Consider the following 15,365-nt stretch of genomic DNA (forward strand, 5'->3'; position numbering starts at 1 on the left):
CCTCCACGCCGACGCCATCGGCGATCAGCTCGCCGGCTTCGATGCCTGTTTCTACTGTGCCGGCGCGCCGCCGATCGGCACGCCTGAGCCGGAATACCGGGCGGTCACCCTGGAGGCGACCCTGGCCGTGGCCCGGGCGTGGGCGGCGGCCAATCCGCAGGGCCGTTTCTTCTACGTCTCCGGGGCCCACGCCAATCCGGACAGCGTCTTCATGCCGCTGCGGATCAAGGGTGAAACCGAGCGGGCACTGGCCAGCCTGCCGATCCGCACCGTGATGCTGCGTCCAGGCGGCGTGCGCCCCGTGGCCGGCACCGGCACGCGTCACGGGATGCTCAAGCCGCTGTATCGCTTTGGCGGGCCGCTGATGAAGCTGGCCGCGCAGGTCACGCCGTCGCTGATGACCAGCAACGCTACCCTCGGGCGCGCGATGATCGAACTGGCACGGATGCCGCATCCGCCGGCAGTGGTGGAGTGTGCGGACATCAACCGGCTGGGACACTGAGCAGAGGGCCGCGCTGAAAGCAGGCCTTGCTGGGTCTACTCCGCCGCCTTGCCGAACGGCGGCCCACTGCGCCCGCGTTGCACGGCGTCTTCAACCCGCGCCACCAGTTCCTCGATGTTGAACGGCTTGCCGACGAACGGCGTGCCCTGATGTTGCTTGGGCACCATCTGGAAATAGACCGCCGAGGCGAACAGGAAGGGCGTGCCCAGCGCGGCGAGTTTGTCGGCGACCGGGAAGACCGGACCATCGCGCAGTTCGATATCCAGCACTGCGGCATCGAAATGCTGGTAGGACAACGTGCTGAGGGCATCGGTCACCGAGTCGGCCGGCACCACTTCATAACCGGCTTCGGTGAGCACTTCGACGAACAGCTTGGACAGCTGGGCCTCATCTTCCACTACCAGGATGAGGCTGCGGGATGCGGGGGATTTCGGACTGCCGTTCATGACATTTGGATCGGTTGGGCAGTTGATCGTCTTCCTTTGCGTGTCAACGCGATGCCAACTGGCATTACGGTTTCGTTGACATCCCCGTGGGTCATTCCTCCAGATCGTCCTCATCCAGTGCATCGCCGTCCCACGCGCTGGACCCCTTGTCGGCCGCATCCGCGTCAGGGTCGACCGGTTCCAGCAGCGTGTAGTCGTCGCGACCGGGATCGCGGAACGCGCGGCTCACCGGATAGGCTTCCAGTGGCGGCGTGGTGGAGCGTGCGCGCAGCGCCGCCGCCGTCGGCAGGGCGCCGGCCAGCCAGTCCATGGCCACGCCGCCGGCCATGAATACCGGACCGTCCGGCGTCAGCGGGGCGGGGATGGCGGTATTGGGCGCGGTCAGCACGGTGAAGCTGTCGATCTGGTCGCCATCGGGGTGTTCCCAGTGCTCCCACAGCCCCGCGGCCAGCAGTGCCAGCCCGTCCGTGCGCTGCACGAACATCGGCCACGGCGGTTTGCGCTGGCGATCCCACTTGTAATAGCCGGTCATGGCGATCACGCACGGCCGCTGCTGCCAGGCCTGGGCGAAGATACGGCTCCTGGCGGCGCGGTCCAGTCGCGCGGTCACGGTGGTGTAGGGCGTGGCCGGTTCCTTGGACCAGCGCGGGATCAGTCCCCAGCGCATGTCGGCCGGGACGATGCTGCCATCGCCATCACGCGCGATGACCGTGGCCACGCTGTTCTTGCCGATGTTGTAGCGGTCCGGTGCGTCGGCCAGCGCCGTGGCCAGCGAGCCCGGAAGGCCGCGGGGCAGGGAATCGGCATCGGCAATGGCTTGGGCGAAGCGGCGCATGCCCAAAGGGTACGGCGGCCGTTGTGAGCCGCCGGTCAGTGTGACGCGCCGCTGACGTGGCTGGGCGTCTAATCACGGCATGGCCGACAGGAGTCCGTGATGCCGCGCAGAAAGACACTCAAACTGGCCACTTACAACGTCAATGGGATCGGCAACCGGTTGCCGCAGTTGCTGGCGTGGCTGGAGCGGGAGGCGCCGGACGTGGTCGCGCTGCAGGAACTCAAGGCGGTGGACAGCGCATTTCCCGCTGCCGAACTGGAGGCCGCCGGCTACGGCGCGATCTGGCTGGGCGAAAGCCGCTGGAACGGGGTCGCGCTGTTGGGCCGGGGCGTGACCCCGGTGGAGAGCCGGCGTCGCCTGCCGGGCGAACCGGCCGACACCCAGAGCCGCTACATCGAGGCTGCCGTGCACGGCATCGTGGTTGCCGGCATCTACCTGCCCAACGGCAACCCGCAGCCCGGGCCGAAATTCGACTACAAGCTGCGCTGGATGGAGCGACTGATCAAACATGCCAGCACCCTGGTCGCACTGCCGCACCCGGTGGCGATTCTGGGCGACTTCAACGTCATCCCCACCGATGACGACGTGTACGACCCCAAATCCTGGCGCAAGGATGCGTTGATCCAGCCGGAATCCCGCGCCGCCTTCGAGCGGCTGCTGGCCCAGGGCTGGACCGACGCGTTGCGCCACTGTCATCCCGACGAACGCATCTACACATTCTGGGATTACTTTCGCCAGCATGCCGAGCGCGATCGCGGGCTGCGCATCGACCACGTGCTGCTCAACGCTGTCCTTGCCGCCCACCTGCAGGACGCGGGGGTGGACCGCTGGGTGCGGCTGCAGGACAAGGCCAGCGACCACGCACCCACCTGGGTGGTGGTCAAGGCGCCATGACGCAGCGGTTGCTGCGGTGCAGGCGGCGATGACCCTGACGCGATGTCGTTTCGCCGATGCAGCGCTGCGCGTGCGCGGGTGGTTACAGTAGGCATCATGCCCAGCTCTCCGCCACCTGCAGCGCGCTCACTGGATGCGTTCGCGCCTGCCACGCGCGCCTGGTTCGCCGCCGCGTTCGATGCGCCCACGCCGGTGCAGACGCACGCATGGGCGGCGATCGGCGCGGGCGCGCATACGCTGGTGATCGCACCGACCGGCTCGGGCAAGACACTGGCTGCCTTCCTGCACGCCATCGACCAGCTGTTCGGTGAGCGCCAACACACACCCGACGACGCACCCGCCGGAACGCGCGTGCTGTATATCTCGCCGATCAAGGCGCTGGGCGCCGACGTGCAGCGCAACCTGCAGATTCCCCTGCAGGGCGTCAATGCCGAACGCGAGCGGCGCGGCGATCCGGCGCTGACGCTTTCGGTCGGCATCCGCAGCGGCGACACCCCGGCCACCGACCGCGCCAGACTCGTGCGTCGTCCTCCGGACATCCTGATCACCACGCCGGAATCGCTGTTCCTGATGCTGACCTCCAAGGCGCGGGAAACGCTGCGCACCGTGCATACCGTGATCATCGATGAAATCCACGCGGTGGCCGGCACCAAGCGCGGCACCCACCTGGCCCTGAGCCTGGAACGCCTGGACGCGCTTCTGCCGGAAGCGGCGCAGCGTATCGGGCTGTCGGCCACCGTGCGGCCGGTGGAGCAGGTCGCCGACTTCCTCGGCGGTGATCGTCCCGTCACCGTGGTCAACCCACCCTCGACCCGCCAGCTGGACGTGCGCATCGTGGTGCCGGTCGAAGACATGGCCGACATCCCCGCACGTGCCGGCGACGAAGCGTCCGGCCGGGTCGGTTCGATCTGGCCGCATGTGGAAGCCAGCATCCTCGACCAGGTCCTCCAACGGCGCTCCACCATCGTGTTCGCCAACTCGCGCGGCGTGGCCGAGAAGCTCACGGCGCGGCTCAATGAGCTGTATGCCGAACGCATGGCGCGCGATCCTGCCTTGCAGCGCGACCCGCCAACCGCCGCGGACGGCGCGCAACTGTCCGCCCACTACGCATCCTCCAACGGCGGCACCAGCGGCCGCTCGACAGGCGCCGATCCGCTGATCGCGCGCTCGCACCATGGGTCGGTATCCAAGGAACAGCGCCGTGACATCGAGCAGGCGTTGAAGTCCGGTGAACTGCGCTGCGTGGTGGCCACCTCCAGTCTGGAGCTGGGCATCGACATGGGCCTGGTCGATCTGGTCATCCAGGTTGCCGCGCCGCCGTCGGTGGCCAGCGCCCTGCAGCGGGTCGGGCGTGCCAGCCACCAGGTGGGCGGCGTCTCCACCGGCCTGGTGTATCCGCGCACGCGGCGTGACCTGATCGACGCCACCGTGGCCATCGAAGGCATGCTGGCCGGTCGTATCGAAGCGKTCGATACGCCGCGCAATCCGCTGGATGTACTGGCGCAGCAAACCGTCGCCGCCGCTGCCATGGATACGCTGGACGTGGACGCCTGGTATGCCAGCGTGCGGCGCGCGGCGCCGTACCGCACGCTGCCGCGCAGCGCCTTCGATGCGACCCTGGACATGCTCGCCGGTCGCTATCCGTCCGACGACTTCGCCGGCTTCCGTCCGCGGCTGGTCTGGAACCGCGAGACTGGCGAACTGAGCGCGCGCCCCGGGGCCAAGCAGCTGGCGGTCACCAGCGGCGGCACCATTCCCGACCGTGGCATGTTCAGCGTGATGCTGCCCGAAGGCGAAGAGCGCGCCGGCTCGCGTCGCGTCGGCGAGCTGGACGAGGAAATGGTCCACGAATCGCGGGTCAACGACGTGATCACCCTCGGCGCGACTTCCTGGCGCATCGAACAGATCACCCATGACCAGGTGGTGGTGACGCCCGCGCCGGGTCGCTCGGCACGGCTGCCGTTCTGGCGCGGCGAAGGCGTGGGACGGCCAGCGGAACTGGGCGCGGCGGTGGGGGCATTCCTGGGGGCACTGGATGCCAACGCCGGCGAAAAGGACATTGCGCCCGCGCTGCTCACGCGGTTGCAGGCCAGCGGTCTGGCCAGCAATGCGATCGCCAACATGCTGGGCCTGGTCGGGCAACAGCGTGCTGCCACCGGCCTGCTGCCCACCGACCGCCGCTTGGTGGTGGAACGGTGTCGCGATGAATCCGGGGACTGGCGGGTGATGCTGCATTCGCCATATGGCCGGCGCGTGCACGATCCGTGGGCATTGGCACTGGCCGGGCGCATCCGCGAGCGCTGGGGCGTGGATCCCGCGGTGGTGGCCAGCGACGACGGCATCATCGCGCGCATCCCCGATTCCACCGGGCGCCTCCCGGGCGCGGAACTGTTCCTGTTCGATCCCGTACAACTGCGCAGTGAGGTGGCCCGCGCCGTCGGCGGCTCGGCGTTGTTCGCCGCGCGTTTCCGCGAGTGTGCGGCGCGTGCGCTGCTGCTGCCGCGACGCGCGCCGGGCCGGCGCTCGCCGCTGTGGCAGCAGCGCCTGCGGGCCGGCGAGCTGCTGGCCATCGCGCAGCGCTATCCGGATTTCCCGATCCTGATCGAGGCCGCGCGCGAGTGCCTGCAGGACGTCTACGATCTGGATGCCCTGGCCGCGCTGATGCAGCGCCTGGCCGAAGGCGGCATCGAGATGGCCGAGGTCACTACCGAGGTCCCGTCGCCATTCGCGGCGAACCTGCTGTTCGGCTACGTCGCCGAGTTCATGTACGGCACCGATGTGCCGCTGGCCGAACGCCGCGCGTCGGTGCTGTCGCTGGACAGCGGTCTGCTGGCCGATCTGCTGGGGCAGGTGGACCTGGGCGAGCTGCTGGATGCGACGGTGGTTCAACAGGTGGGCGAAGAACTGCAACGCCGCGCGCCGGGGCGGCGGGCGAAGGGCAAGGAGGGCGTTGCGGACCTGCTGCGCGAGCTGGGACCGTTGTCGGCCGCCGACGTGGCTGCGCGCCTCAACGATGACACCCCCGATGCCGACGCCTACCTGCAGGCGCTTGAACGCGAACGGCGTGCCATCCGCATCGCGCTGGCCGGCGTCGAACACTGGGCCGCCATCGAAGACGCCACGCGCCTGCGCGACGCGCTCGGGGTGAGGCTACCCGACGCGCTGCCGGAGGTGTTCCTGCCGCCATCGCCGGATCCGCTGGGCGAGCTGCTCGCCCGCTACGCGCGCCGCCATGCTCCCTTCACCACCGCCGAGGCGGCCGCGGCGTTCGGGCTCGGCGTGGTCGTCGCGGACGCGGCGCTGGACCGATTGGAGGCGCAGGGCGACGTATTGAAAGGCACCTTCGGCGTGGCCCGGCGATGGCACGCCGCGGCCGATGCGCCGGCCGACCTGCTGCCGCTGGCCCGCCACGAGTGGGTGGGCGAAGACGTGCTGCGGCGGCTGCGCATGCGCTCGTTGCAGGCCGCACGCGAGGCCACCCGGCCGGTGCCAGGTGACGCCTATGCGTTGCTGCTGCTGGAACGGCATGGCCTGGTAAGCGATGCGGCACCGCTCGCACGTGTCGCGCCCGCGTCTACCGGCGGTGCACTGGAAGGCATCGATGGCGTGGCGCGGGTGATCGAACTGCTGGCCGGCGTTCCTGCACCCGCCTCGGTCTGGGAAAGCCAGATCCTGCCCGCGCGTGTCCGCGACTACACGCCCGCCCTGCTGGACGAACTGCTCGCCACCGGCACGGTGGTCTGGTCCGGCCACGGCCGGTTGGGCGAGGACGACGGGCTGGTATCGCTGCACCTGCAGGAATACGCCTTCGAGACGTTGCCCGCCGTGCCTGCACCTGCCGAGCGTTCGCCGTTGCAGCAGACGATCCTGCAGGTGCTCGCCGAAGGTGGGGCGTACTTCGCGCGCCAGCTCGCCGCCGCCGTGCAGGCGCGGTCGATCGCCGACGACAACGCACTGCCTGCGGTCGGCGCGGTGAGTCCCGATGCGCTGCACACCACGCTGTGGGAGCTGGTCTGGATGGGGTATCTCACCACCGATATCTGGACCCCGTTGCGCGGCCTGGCCGGGATACGCCCGCCACGGCCGCGGGCGGTCCGGACCTCGCGCCGAAGCACGCGCGTCCGCGGCATCCCGATGGGCGATCCGGCCATCACCGCCAGCGGACTGCTTCCTACCGCAGCGGCCTTCACCGCACCGACGCTGGCTGGCCGCTGGTCACTGCTGCACCGCGACGCCACCAGCGACACCGTGCGCGCGGTGGCACTGGCCGAAGGGCTGCTGGACCGCCACGGCATCGTCACCCGCGGTGCTGCCGTCGCCGAGGGTATCGTCGGCGGTTTCCCCGCGTTGCAGCAGGTCTATCGAGGCATGGAGGATGCCGGCCGCGTGCTGCGCGGCCGCTTCGTGGACAAACTCGGCGGGGCGCAGTTCGCCGAACGTACTACGGTGGACCGGCTGCGCGGCATCGCCGACGCGCTGCAGGCGGGGCGCCCCAGCGTTGCCGTTGCGCTGTCCGTCGTGGATCCGGCCAACCCGTTCGGCACCGTGCTGCCGTGGCCGGCGCATGCGGCCGCGCTACGTCCGGTGCGCCGGGGTGGCGCGCTCGTGGTCATCGTTGGCGGCCGCCTGCAGATGTACCTGGCGCAGGGCGGCCGTCAGCTGCTGACGTGGTTCGACGCGGACGCATCGACAGATGCAGCGTCGCTCGCGTTGGCATCGAGCGCGCTTGCCACGGCCCTCGGCCGCATTCGTCGAACCAGTTTCACCCTCGACCTGATCAACGACGCACCGGTGGCACGCGATCCGCTCACCGAGGCGCTGCGCGCTGCTGGTTTCCGCAGCGACCCCAAGGGCCTGCGCTGGGAAGGGTGAGTCCCCAGCGCGGCGGAGGCGGAACGGGCCCCGCTACGCCTGTTGCGTCCAAACGTGGCGCAACACCTGTTCCACATCGGTGCCGGCTGTGGACGCATCGCTTACCCAGCCCACCACACCATCGGGTCGCACCAGCACTGCGCTCAGCCCGAAGGTTTCCGCCGCCGCGGTGCCCAGGTAGTCGATGCGTTGCGACCAGGCATCGCCGATGGCCTGCAGCGTCCGCTGCGCCGTGAAGTCCAGCAGCAGGGCGTTGCCGGTCCGAAGCCGCTCGTCCACCCGGCTGCCATCCTGCAACGCGAACGCCGGCACGCTCCGCCCCACCAGGGGGTGCGTATCACCGAGCGCCAGCCGTAGCCCGGCACCCGACACCCGCTCGGCAAAATAGCTCGCGCCATCGCGCGTATCGATCAGGTCGCGCAGGATCGCCTCCAGCGCGCGCGAACTCGCGCTGGGCCGCATCAGCGCCACCTGCGCACGCGACCAGTCCAGCACCTGTGCGCCGATCGGATGGCGCTCGCGGGTATAGCTGTCGAGCAATCCGTCGGCGGCATCGCCGCGAATCGTCGCCGCCAACTTCCAGCCCAGGTTCATCGCATCGCCCAGCCCGAGGTTGAGGCCCTGTCCACCGAGCGGCGAATGCACGTGCGCGGCGTCGCCGGCCAGCAGTACGCGGCCGCTGCGGTAGGTGGCCGCCTGGCAGGCGCGGTCGGTCCACGTGGTGGCCAGGCGCAGCTCGCTCACGCTGACATCGGTGCAGGACACGTGACGCAGCACGTTCTGCACATGCTCGCGCGTCAGCGGCTGGCGGTGGTGGGCGCCGCCATCGAACGCCACCATGCCAATCGTGCCCGGTGCGGCAAAGGTGTACATGCCGGTGGCGGTGTAATGGCGGCCCGGCGGCAGGAGAGGCGGGTCGGTCAGCACCACGTCCAGCGAGTAGCCGGTGAACTCCGGTTCGGTGCCGACAAAGGCGATGCCGGTCGCCTTGCGCACGGTGCTGCGCCCGCCATCGCAGCCCACCAGCCAGCGGCCGTCGAAACGCTGGTTGCCGACGTTTACGGTGACACCCTCGCTCGATGCATGCACGGCATCCACGCCAGCGCCGCGCAGCATCGTCACGCCCAGTACGGCCGCGCGTTCGGCCAGCACGGTTTCCAGCGACTGCATGTCCACCATCATGGCGGTGGCGACGGCGCCAGGCAGCCGATAGGGCCAGCGGCTGGTATCGACCCGATCCTGGTAGTACTGGATACCCGCGAAATGACCGGCGGGACGGCGTTGCTGCCCGGCCCAGTGCGCCGCCGCAGGGTGGTCGCGCGGTGGCTGCAGCGCGGCAAGCGCATCCAGCAGGCCACGCCGGTCCAGCGCCTCGATGCTCGGCACCGACAACCCGCGCATGCCAAATGGCAGACACTTGAGGGCGGCGCGGGGGTCCGGCGCACGTTCCAGCACCAGCACCGATACACCGCCCAGTCGCAGTTCGCAGGCCAGCAGCAAGCCGACTGGGCCGGCGCCGGCGATGATGACGTCATGGATCACGGGAATTCCTCGAAGACGCGCCGCCCGGGCAGGTATCCTTCCAGTGCTGGTGTTAAAAGTACACGGAGTGTAAATTAGGCCCATGAACGACAGCCTGTCAACGCCGCCCGGCCTGCGTGAGCGCAAGAAGGCCGACACCCGCCTGATGATTTCAAACGTTGCCACGCGGTTGTTCATTGCGCGGGGTTTCGAGGCGGTGTCGGTGGAGGAGGTCGCCGTCGCGGCCGGGGTATCGCGCAAGACCGTGTTCAACTATTTCCCGCGCAAGGAAGACCTCGTCTTCGATCGCGAGGAGGAGGGGCGGGCCCTGGTGCGCGATGCGATCGCTGCGCGCGGGCCGCAGTCCCCCGTGCACGCCTTCCAGGACCTGATGCGCCGTTTGCAGCAGGGCCGTCATCCGCTGCTGCGCATCTCCGGGCAGCCGGTGGCGTTCTGGTCTGCGGTGGCCGCCAGCCCGGCGCTGACCGCGCGCGCCCGGGAACTCCAGGTAACCCTCGCCGATGAACTGGCCGCATTGCTGGCCGGTGCCATTGGCAGGCCACCGCAGGATCCACAGGCGCGGCTTGCCGCCACGATGCTGATGGGCACGCTGGTGGTGGCCTACACCGATGCCTTGGCCGCCGTGTCGGACGGTCGCTCGCCCGAAAGCGCGCTCACCGCCGTGATCGAACGCGGCTTCTGCGGTGTGGATGCGGCTCTGGCCGGCACCCCTCTGGTCTGACCGCAGCGGCCGTTCAGTAAACCGTTGCCAGCTGGAACCGGGAAGAGGGCCGCAGCGACAGCTTGTAGGTCACATTGGTGATCGTCCGGCGCGGGTCGGTCGGGTGCGGCCGGGTCGAGGTGCTGGTCCTGCCGTGTCGCCACAACCCGACCATGATGATCTCCGCCCCCACCGGGAACGTCTGCAGCCACGCCGCATCGTCGTGGCCGACGCTGACTTCAACGAACTCCCGCCGATCCATGATGCCGCTCTGCTGGTACTTCGGCGCGCAGTTCAGGAAGGTGGCCCCTTGGGCGGCATCGCCCTGGGCCGCCCGATGCGAGCGGACCGTGCCAACCAGTGCCAGCGGCACGTCGTTGGACGCCGCGTCCAGGCGGTGCCAGGCCGCGTCGTAGCGCTCCTGGTCGTAGAAAAAGTTCTCCCAGGCCACTTTCTTCTTGCCCAGCCGCAGCACGACCTGCGAGGCGATCAGGTCGTCGCTCCCGCACATCGCGCGCACGGCGAGCAGATCGGCGAGGGTATGCAGGTGGCCATCCAGTCGCGCATCGGTGGCACCGCGTTTCAATCCCTGGTGCAGGCCCAGCAGGCGCAGCTCGTGCTTGCCATCGTCCTGCGGCTGTACGAAATCCGGATCGGACACGCTCGCCAGCAGCGCCGCCAGCCGACCGGGGGCGTTGTAGCGGCAGCCCGGCACGTGTTCGGCGCCCTTGTCCAGGGTGATGTAGGCCGGCATCTCGACCACGGCGTGGCGGTCCGTACCGCGTTGCGTGTGCGCAGGGACAAACCGGACCGGCACCCCGCAGCCTTGGCCATCGCACAATAGCGTCGGCAGGGTCTGACCGGTCTCGTGCCGCTTCTGCAGCGCGTCCAGCCCATGTACCGCGCCCTGGCTGCCGACCGCACTGCGCATTTTGATTCCGCCACTCATCTGTAACCACTGCACCACCGGAGGAGCTACATGGTAGTCCTCCGCCACCGAACCTGAGCGGTATGGCGCATGCGTTCGGGCTCAGCGCGCCGTCGCGTGGCCGGGGCGCAACGTGGTCGCTTGCCGTGGCTTGTACTGGCAGCGCGGATAGCCCGAACACGATTGGAACGTCCCGTAGGCCCCACTGCGCTGCACGATCACTCCGCCGTCGCAGGCCGGGCAGGGCTGTTCCTGGATCGGCTGTCCGGCGAGCGAGGTCACCGTCACCGCGCCGTCCTCGATCAATTCGCCAAGGAACGACGAGCGTTTTCCGCGCACGGTGAACATCGCCACCGTACGTCGCGCCCGGGTCAGTGCCACATAGAACAGCCGGCGTTCTTCGCCCAGCGGCCAGGTGTCGGCCTGCGGCATGGCCAGGGTCAGCACCGGATCATCGGCGCGGGTACTGGGGAAGCTGCGCTCCAGCATTGCCGGCAGGATCACGATATCGGCCTCGGCGCCCTTGGCACGATGTGCGGTCAGGAAGCGAACGTCCATGTGCTGCCCGAAGCGCGCCTGCCAATCCGGCGGCACGAACGCGCGATCGGCGTTGTAACGGCCCAGCACGAACACCGACAACCTGCCGTTCCGGCCCGGCGCGCGCTCGCCGCTGAGCAGCTGGCGCTGCAGCTGCTGCAGATACTGGCCGACCGCATCCTGGAGCTGGTCGCGGTGGGTGACCTGGAATGCCTGCAGCACCGGACCCTGCGCGGGGGTGTGCGAACGCACCTGCTTGCGGATCTGCGCCGGATTCCTGGAGATGAACCGGCTGGAGACATCGCACAGCGCCTGCGGGCAGCGGAAGGTCTGTTGCAGCTGCAGCACCTGGCCCTGCCCGAACCACGCCACGAAGCCGGTCATCATCGACACGTCCGCGCCGGCGAAGCGGTTGATCGACTGCCAGTCATCGCCCACCGCGAACAGGTGCCGCCCCGGTGCCTGCACCAGCGCCCGGCACAGCCGCGCCCGTGCGCGCGAGGCGTCCTGGAACTCATCGGCCATCACCAGTTCGTACGGGGGCTGGTAATGCCCCTGTTCCACGTACGCCGCAGCTTGGTTGAGCATGTCCTCGAAATCGATCGCGTGCTCGGCGGCCAGCGCAGCGTCCCAGGCCTGCAGGATCGGCGTGGCCAGCTGCAGGAACAGGCGGTGCCGGTGCTTGAACTGGTCTTCGGGCATCGCGCGCAGGCGCTGCGCCATGTCGGCCATCGACAGCCCGTTGCTCTTGGCGTGGCTGATGAAGGTGCGCACCAGCGCGATCAGTTCCGCATCGGGCATCGGCCTGGCGCCACCGTCGGGCAGCTCCCGGTCCGGATTGGGATCCAGCACGATGCCCCGCTGCGACAACGCATCGGCCAGGTCGGTGAACAACGCACCGCTGCGCAGTTGCTGCGGGGTGGTCTGGAGCTGATCGGCATGGGACCGTTGGACAGCCGCACCGGCGTGGCGATCGGCATCCAGCGCCAGATGTGCATGCGACACGCCGATGGTGGGGTACTGGAACGCCGGCGGATGGGCGCGGTACGCATCGGCGACCGGGTCGAACGCGCCCTGGCGCTCGTACCGATACGGCACGCCGTTGTAGAACAGCCAGTCGGCGATCACGCATTCCTCGATGCCGCGTACGCGCTCACCGTTGAGCGTCTGCAGGAACGGCGTGCCGTCGGCTTCCCAGCCATCGGCGGGCGAGAGCTCGCCCTGCGCGGGCAGATCACGCCCGAACACCAGCCGGAACATGTCCCATTGCGTGCGGAACGGCAGCGACCGGTCTTTCAGTACGTCCACCAGGTCGGCCAGTTTATGGAAACCCTGGGTCGCATCCACCGCCCATGCCGGCACCTCGGGCATGCGCCCGCTGGCCTTGCCGATGATCTGCCGGCCCAGCGCATGGAAGGTCCGGGCCTCCACGCGGACCCCGTCCATCCCCAGGCGTTGCAGGGCTGCGTCGCTACGCTGCTGCAATTCGGTGGCCGCTTCCTGGTTGAAGGCGAGCATCACGATCCGTTCCGGCGCGACCAGCCCACGGTCGATCGCGTAGGCGGCCTTGGCCACCATCGTGGCGGTCTTGCCCGAACCGGCTGCGGCCACCACCTGCACGCGGTTGTCGAAACACACCACCGCACGGCGCTGCTCATCGGTGAGCGGCTGCCGCTCCACGCGGTCGAGCAGGTCGCCGCTGTAGTCCAGCTCGCGTTGCAGGTGGGCTTCGTTGCGCGCTGCCCAGAGCGCCGGCCAGTCGGCGCCGTAGCGGAGCAGCTCCGCTTCGATCCGTGACGGCTCGCCCTGCAGCTGCGCGCGCAACTGCGGATCGTCGAACACCGCCCACAGCGCGTCGTCGTCCAGCGGCAGGTCAGGCTGCTGCCGCAGCAACGCCTGTTGCTGCTCATGGGTGAACCAGCGACCCTGCGCATCGGCCTGGTCGAGCGCCGCGTCGGCCTGCGCCAGCCACGCACGGATCGCCAGCAGCGACGCATCGGCGTCCAGCAGTTGCTCATTCTGCGCGCGCGCCTGCTCAAGGGCGGCAAGCGCGGCGCGCAACGAACGCGCCTGCGCATTGGGCAGGCCATCCAGCGGCAGCGCATCGGGCTGCCCCGGGAACAGGATCACGCGTGTCCACAGCACGCCTCGACGCAGCTGCACCGAGGGCGGTGCGGTGATCGGCACTGGCAGCACCCGGTCATCCACCTGCAGCTCGATCTGCGCGCCAGCCAGGCGCAGTTGCCAGTGCGGCGCGCGCGTGAAGCGACGACCCCAGTGCGAAGGGGTCCAGAGCTGGGTCATCAAGGGTTCCAGAAAGCGGCCGGCACCCTGCGGTGCGGCGGTGGGTCAGCCCCCAATGATAGGAAAATCCCGCACCGTGCGCTCAGATTTCATGGGCAAGCGCCTGAACCACCGGTAGCGCCGACCCAGGGTCGGCTGCCTTCGGCTCAGGACCGGCAGGCCGCCGCCGCATTCGCACGCGACTGCCGGTCCACCAGCACCGCCACGCCCCACAGCAGCAGGCCGCCCAGTGCGGTGGCCGCACCGACGTAACCGGTCGTTGCCGGGCTGAAGCCGGCCCCGATCGCCATGCCACCCAGCCACGGTCCCAGTGCGTTGGCGGTATTGAACGCCGCATGATTGGAGGCGGCTGCAAGCGTCTGCGCCTCACCGGCCACATCCATCAACCGGGTCTGCAGCACCGCGGCCAGCGCCCCCATCGTGCCCACCGCGATGATCATCGGGAACAGGCTCCACACCGACTGCGCGGCCATCGGGTAGGCCAGCAGCACCACGATCGACCACAGCAGCACCACTGCCGCGGCCCGGAAATGGAATTTGTCCACCAGCCAGCCGCCCGCGACATTGCCGATGATCGCGCCAACGCCGAAGATGCCCACTGCCAGCGGCATCCACGACTCGGCCAGGCCGGTCACCTGGACCAGGGTCGGGGCAAGATAGGTGAACACACAGAACATGCCGGCGAAGCCGACCGAGCCGATCGCCAGCGCCAGCCACACCTGGGGCCGGTTGAAGGCGCGCAGCTCGCGCATCGGCGAGGTCCGTACCTCATCCGGGTCGGGCAGCAGGAAGCGCGCGATCATCACCACCGTGGCGATGGCAAGCACGCTCACCAGGGCGAAGGCGGTGCGCCAGCTCAACTGCTGTCCGAGCCAGGTGGTCAGCGGATTGCCGACCAGGATCGCCACCGACAGGCCGAGCAGCACCTTGGACATTGCCGCGCCGCGCTGCGCCGGCGGGCTGATCGCTGCGGCCACCAGCATCGCCACGCCGAAGTAGGCGCCGTGCGGCAGACCGGCCACGAAGCGGGCCAGCAGCATCGTGCTGTAGTTCGGGGCCAGCGCGCTGGCCAGGTTGCCCACCGCGTAGAAGGCCATCAGGGCCAGCAGCAGGCTGCGCCGCGCATAGCCGGCGCCGGCGAAGGCCAGCACCGGGGCGCCGACCACCACGCCGATGGCATAGGCGCTGATCAAATGACCGACCTGCGTCTCGCTGATCGACAACCCGCGGCTGATCTCCAGCATCAGGCCCATGCTGGCGAACTCGCTCGTCCCGATGGCAAAACCGCCCAACGACAGGGCCAGCAGGATGAAAGTGCGCTGACGCGGGGTCAGGCGCGCGGCCAAGGGAACGGGGGAGGGGCTCATACGGGCGGAATGTGGGACAGGTTCGGTCGGCTATTGTACTGCTGCGCCGCAGCATGAGCGCTGTGCACCATGGAATGCTGTGGTCCGCCCGCCCTGAAGCGGCCCCCAGCGCGAGGAGCGCGCGGGCGCAGCGCTGCGTCCACCGGCTGCCGCCGCGGCCGAGGGGCTCAGGGATAGCGCCGGGCCAGCGGGATCGGCGTGGCCTCGGGCGCCTCCGGAATCTGGGCGCGTGGCCCGTAGGCAAGCAGTTCGTTGGTCCTTTTCTGCTCGGCCAGGATCTCCCGCAACAGCCCCTTGATCCCGAACACCGCGAACGGCACCAGCAGCCAGATGACCGCCATCACTCCCATCAACAGTCCCCACAACAGGCTCGCGGTCTGCATACGTGCTCCTTCCCTGACGTCGATGCGGAGCAACCCTCCGCGCAACCTGCAAGCC

Annotated in this window: 11 protein-coding genes; 4 read left to right on the forward strand and 7 right to left on the reverse strand. The window is 69.3% G+C overall.

Annotated elements, in window-relative coordinates; genetic code table 11:
- Positions 1-502, forward strand: a 502-nt coding sequence (locus AC1DQP_RS02125) for an oxidoreductase (RefSeq protein ID WP_478051019.1), incomplete at its 5' end; no start/stop codon positions are given.
- A gap of 35 nt (positions 503-537) precedes the next feature.
- Here the strand turns inward: AC1DQP_RS02125 and AC1DQP_RS02130 are convergent.
- Together AC1DQP_RS02130 and AC1DQP_RS02135 are read right to left on the reverse strand one after the other, a co-directional pair.
- Positions 538-948 carry a response regulator transcription factor gene (locus tag AC1DQP_RS02130; RefSeq protein ID WP_256774405.1) on the reverse strand — a complete coding sequence of 137 codons (411 nt, stop codon included), beginning with the start codon at positions 946-948 and terminating at the stop codon, positions 538-540.
- Between the two features lie 91 nt (positions 949-1,039).
- Positions 1,040-1,783 (reverse strand): SOS response-associated peptidase, encoded by a 744-nt coding sequence (locus AC1DQP_RS02135; protein ID WP_457318205.1) that lies wholly within the window; start codon positions 1,781-1,783, stop codon positions 1,040-1,042.
- Between the two features lie 99 nt (positions 1,784-1,882).
- Between AC1DQP_RS02135 and AC1DQP_RS02140 the strand changes: the two genes are divergently transcribed.
- Positions 1,883-2,677, forward strand: a complete 795-nt coding sequence (locus AC1DQP_RS02140; RefSeq protein WP_457318206.1) for an exodeoxyribonuclease III — start codon at positions 1,883-1,885, stop codon at positions 2,675-2,677.
- 96 nt (positions 2,678-2,773) lie between these two features.
- Positions 2,774-7,549, forward strand: a complete 4,776-nt coding sequence (locus tag AC1DQP_RS02145; RefSeq protein WP_478051020.1) for an ATP-dependent helicase — start codon at positions 2,774-2,776, stop codon at positions 7,547-7,549.
- Positions 7,550-7,582: 33 nt separating this feature from the next.
- On the opposite strand, the gene AC1DQP_RS02150 is transcribed toward AC1DQP_RS02145, so the two are convergent.
- Positions 7,583-9,091, reverse strand: coding sequence for an FAD-dependent monooxygenase (locus AC1DQP_RS02150; protein ID WP_457318208.1), 1,509 nt, complete (start codon positions 9,089-9,091; stop codon positions 7,583-7,585).
- Between the two features lie 82 nt (positions 9,092-9,173).
- On the opposite strand from AC1DQP_RS02150, the gene AC1DQP_RS02155 reads away from it, so the two are divergent.
- Positions 9,174-9,812: a TetR/AcrR family transcriptional regulator gene (locus tag AC1DQP_RS02155; protein ID WP_457318209.1), complete on the forward strand. Its 639-nt coding sequence runs from the start codon at positions 9,174-9,176 to the stop codon at positions 9,810-9,812.
- Positions 9,813-9,825: 13 nt separating this feature from the next.
- Here the strand turns inward: AC1DQP_RS02155 and AC1DQP_RS02160 are convergent, their stop codons facing one another.
- From AC1DQP_RS02160 to AC1DQP_RS02175, 4 genes are all read right to left on the reverse strand, one after another.
- The gene (locus AC1DQP_RS02160; protein ID WP_478051021.1) at positions 9,826-10,740 is read right to left on the reverse strand and encodes a hypothetical protein; all 915 of its coding nucleotides are present in this window, start codon (positions 10,738-10,740) and stop codon (positions 9,826-9,828) included.
- Between the two features lie 81 nt (positions 10,741-10,821).
- On the reverse strand, positions 10,822-13,560 hold the full coding sequence (locus tag AC1DQP_RS02165; protein WP_478051022.1) for a UvrD-helicase domain-containing protein: 2,739 nt from the start codon (positions 13,558-13,560) through the stop codon (positions 10,822-10,824).
- Positions 13,561-13,706: 146 nt separating this feature from the next.
- A complete protein-coding gene (locus tag AC1DQP_RS02170) occupies positions 13,707-14,927 on the reverse strand; it encodes an MFS transporter (protein WP_478051023.1) in 1,221 nt (406 codons plus the stop codon).
- Between the two features lie 167 nt (positions 14,928-15,094).
- Positions 15,095-15,310 carry a hypothetical protein gene (locus tag AC1DQP_RS02175; protein ID WP_256774396.1) on the reverse strand — a complete coding sequence of 72 codons (216 nt, stop codon included), beginning with the start codon at positions 15,308-15,310 and terminating at the stop codon, positions 15,095-15,097.
- Positions 15,311-15,365 lie beyond the last annotated feature (55 nt).

It is taken from the genome of Stenotrophomonas sp. P5_A8 (genome assembly GCF_056400545.1).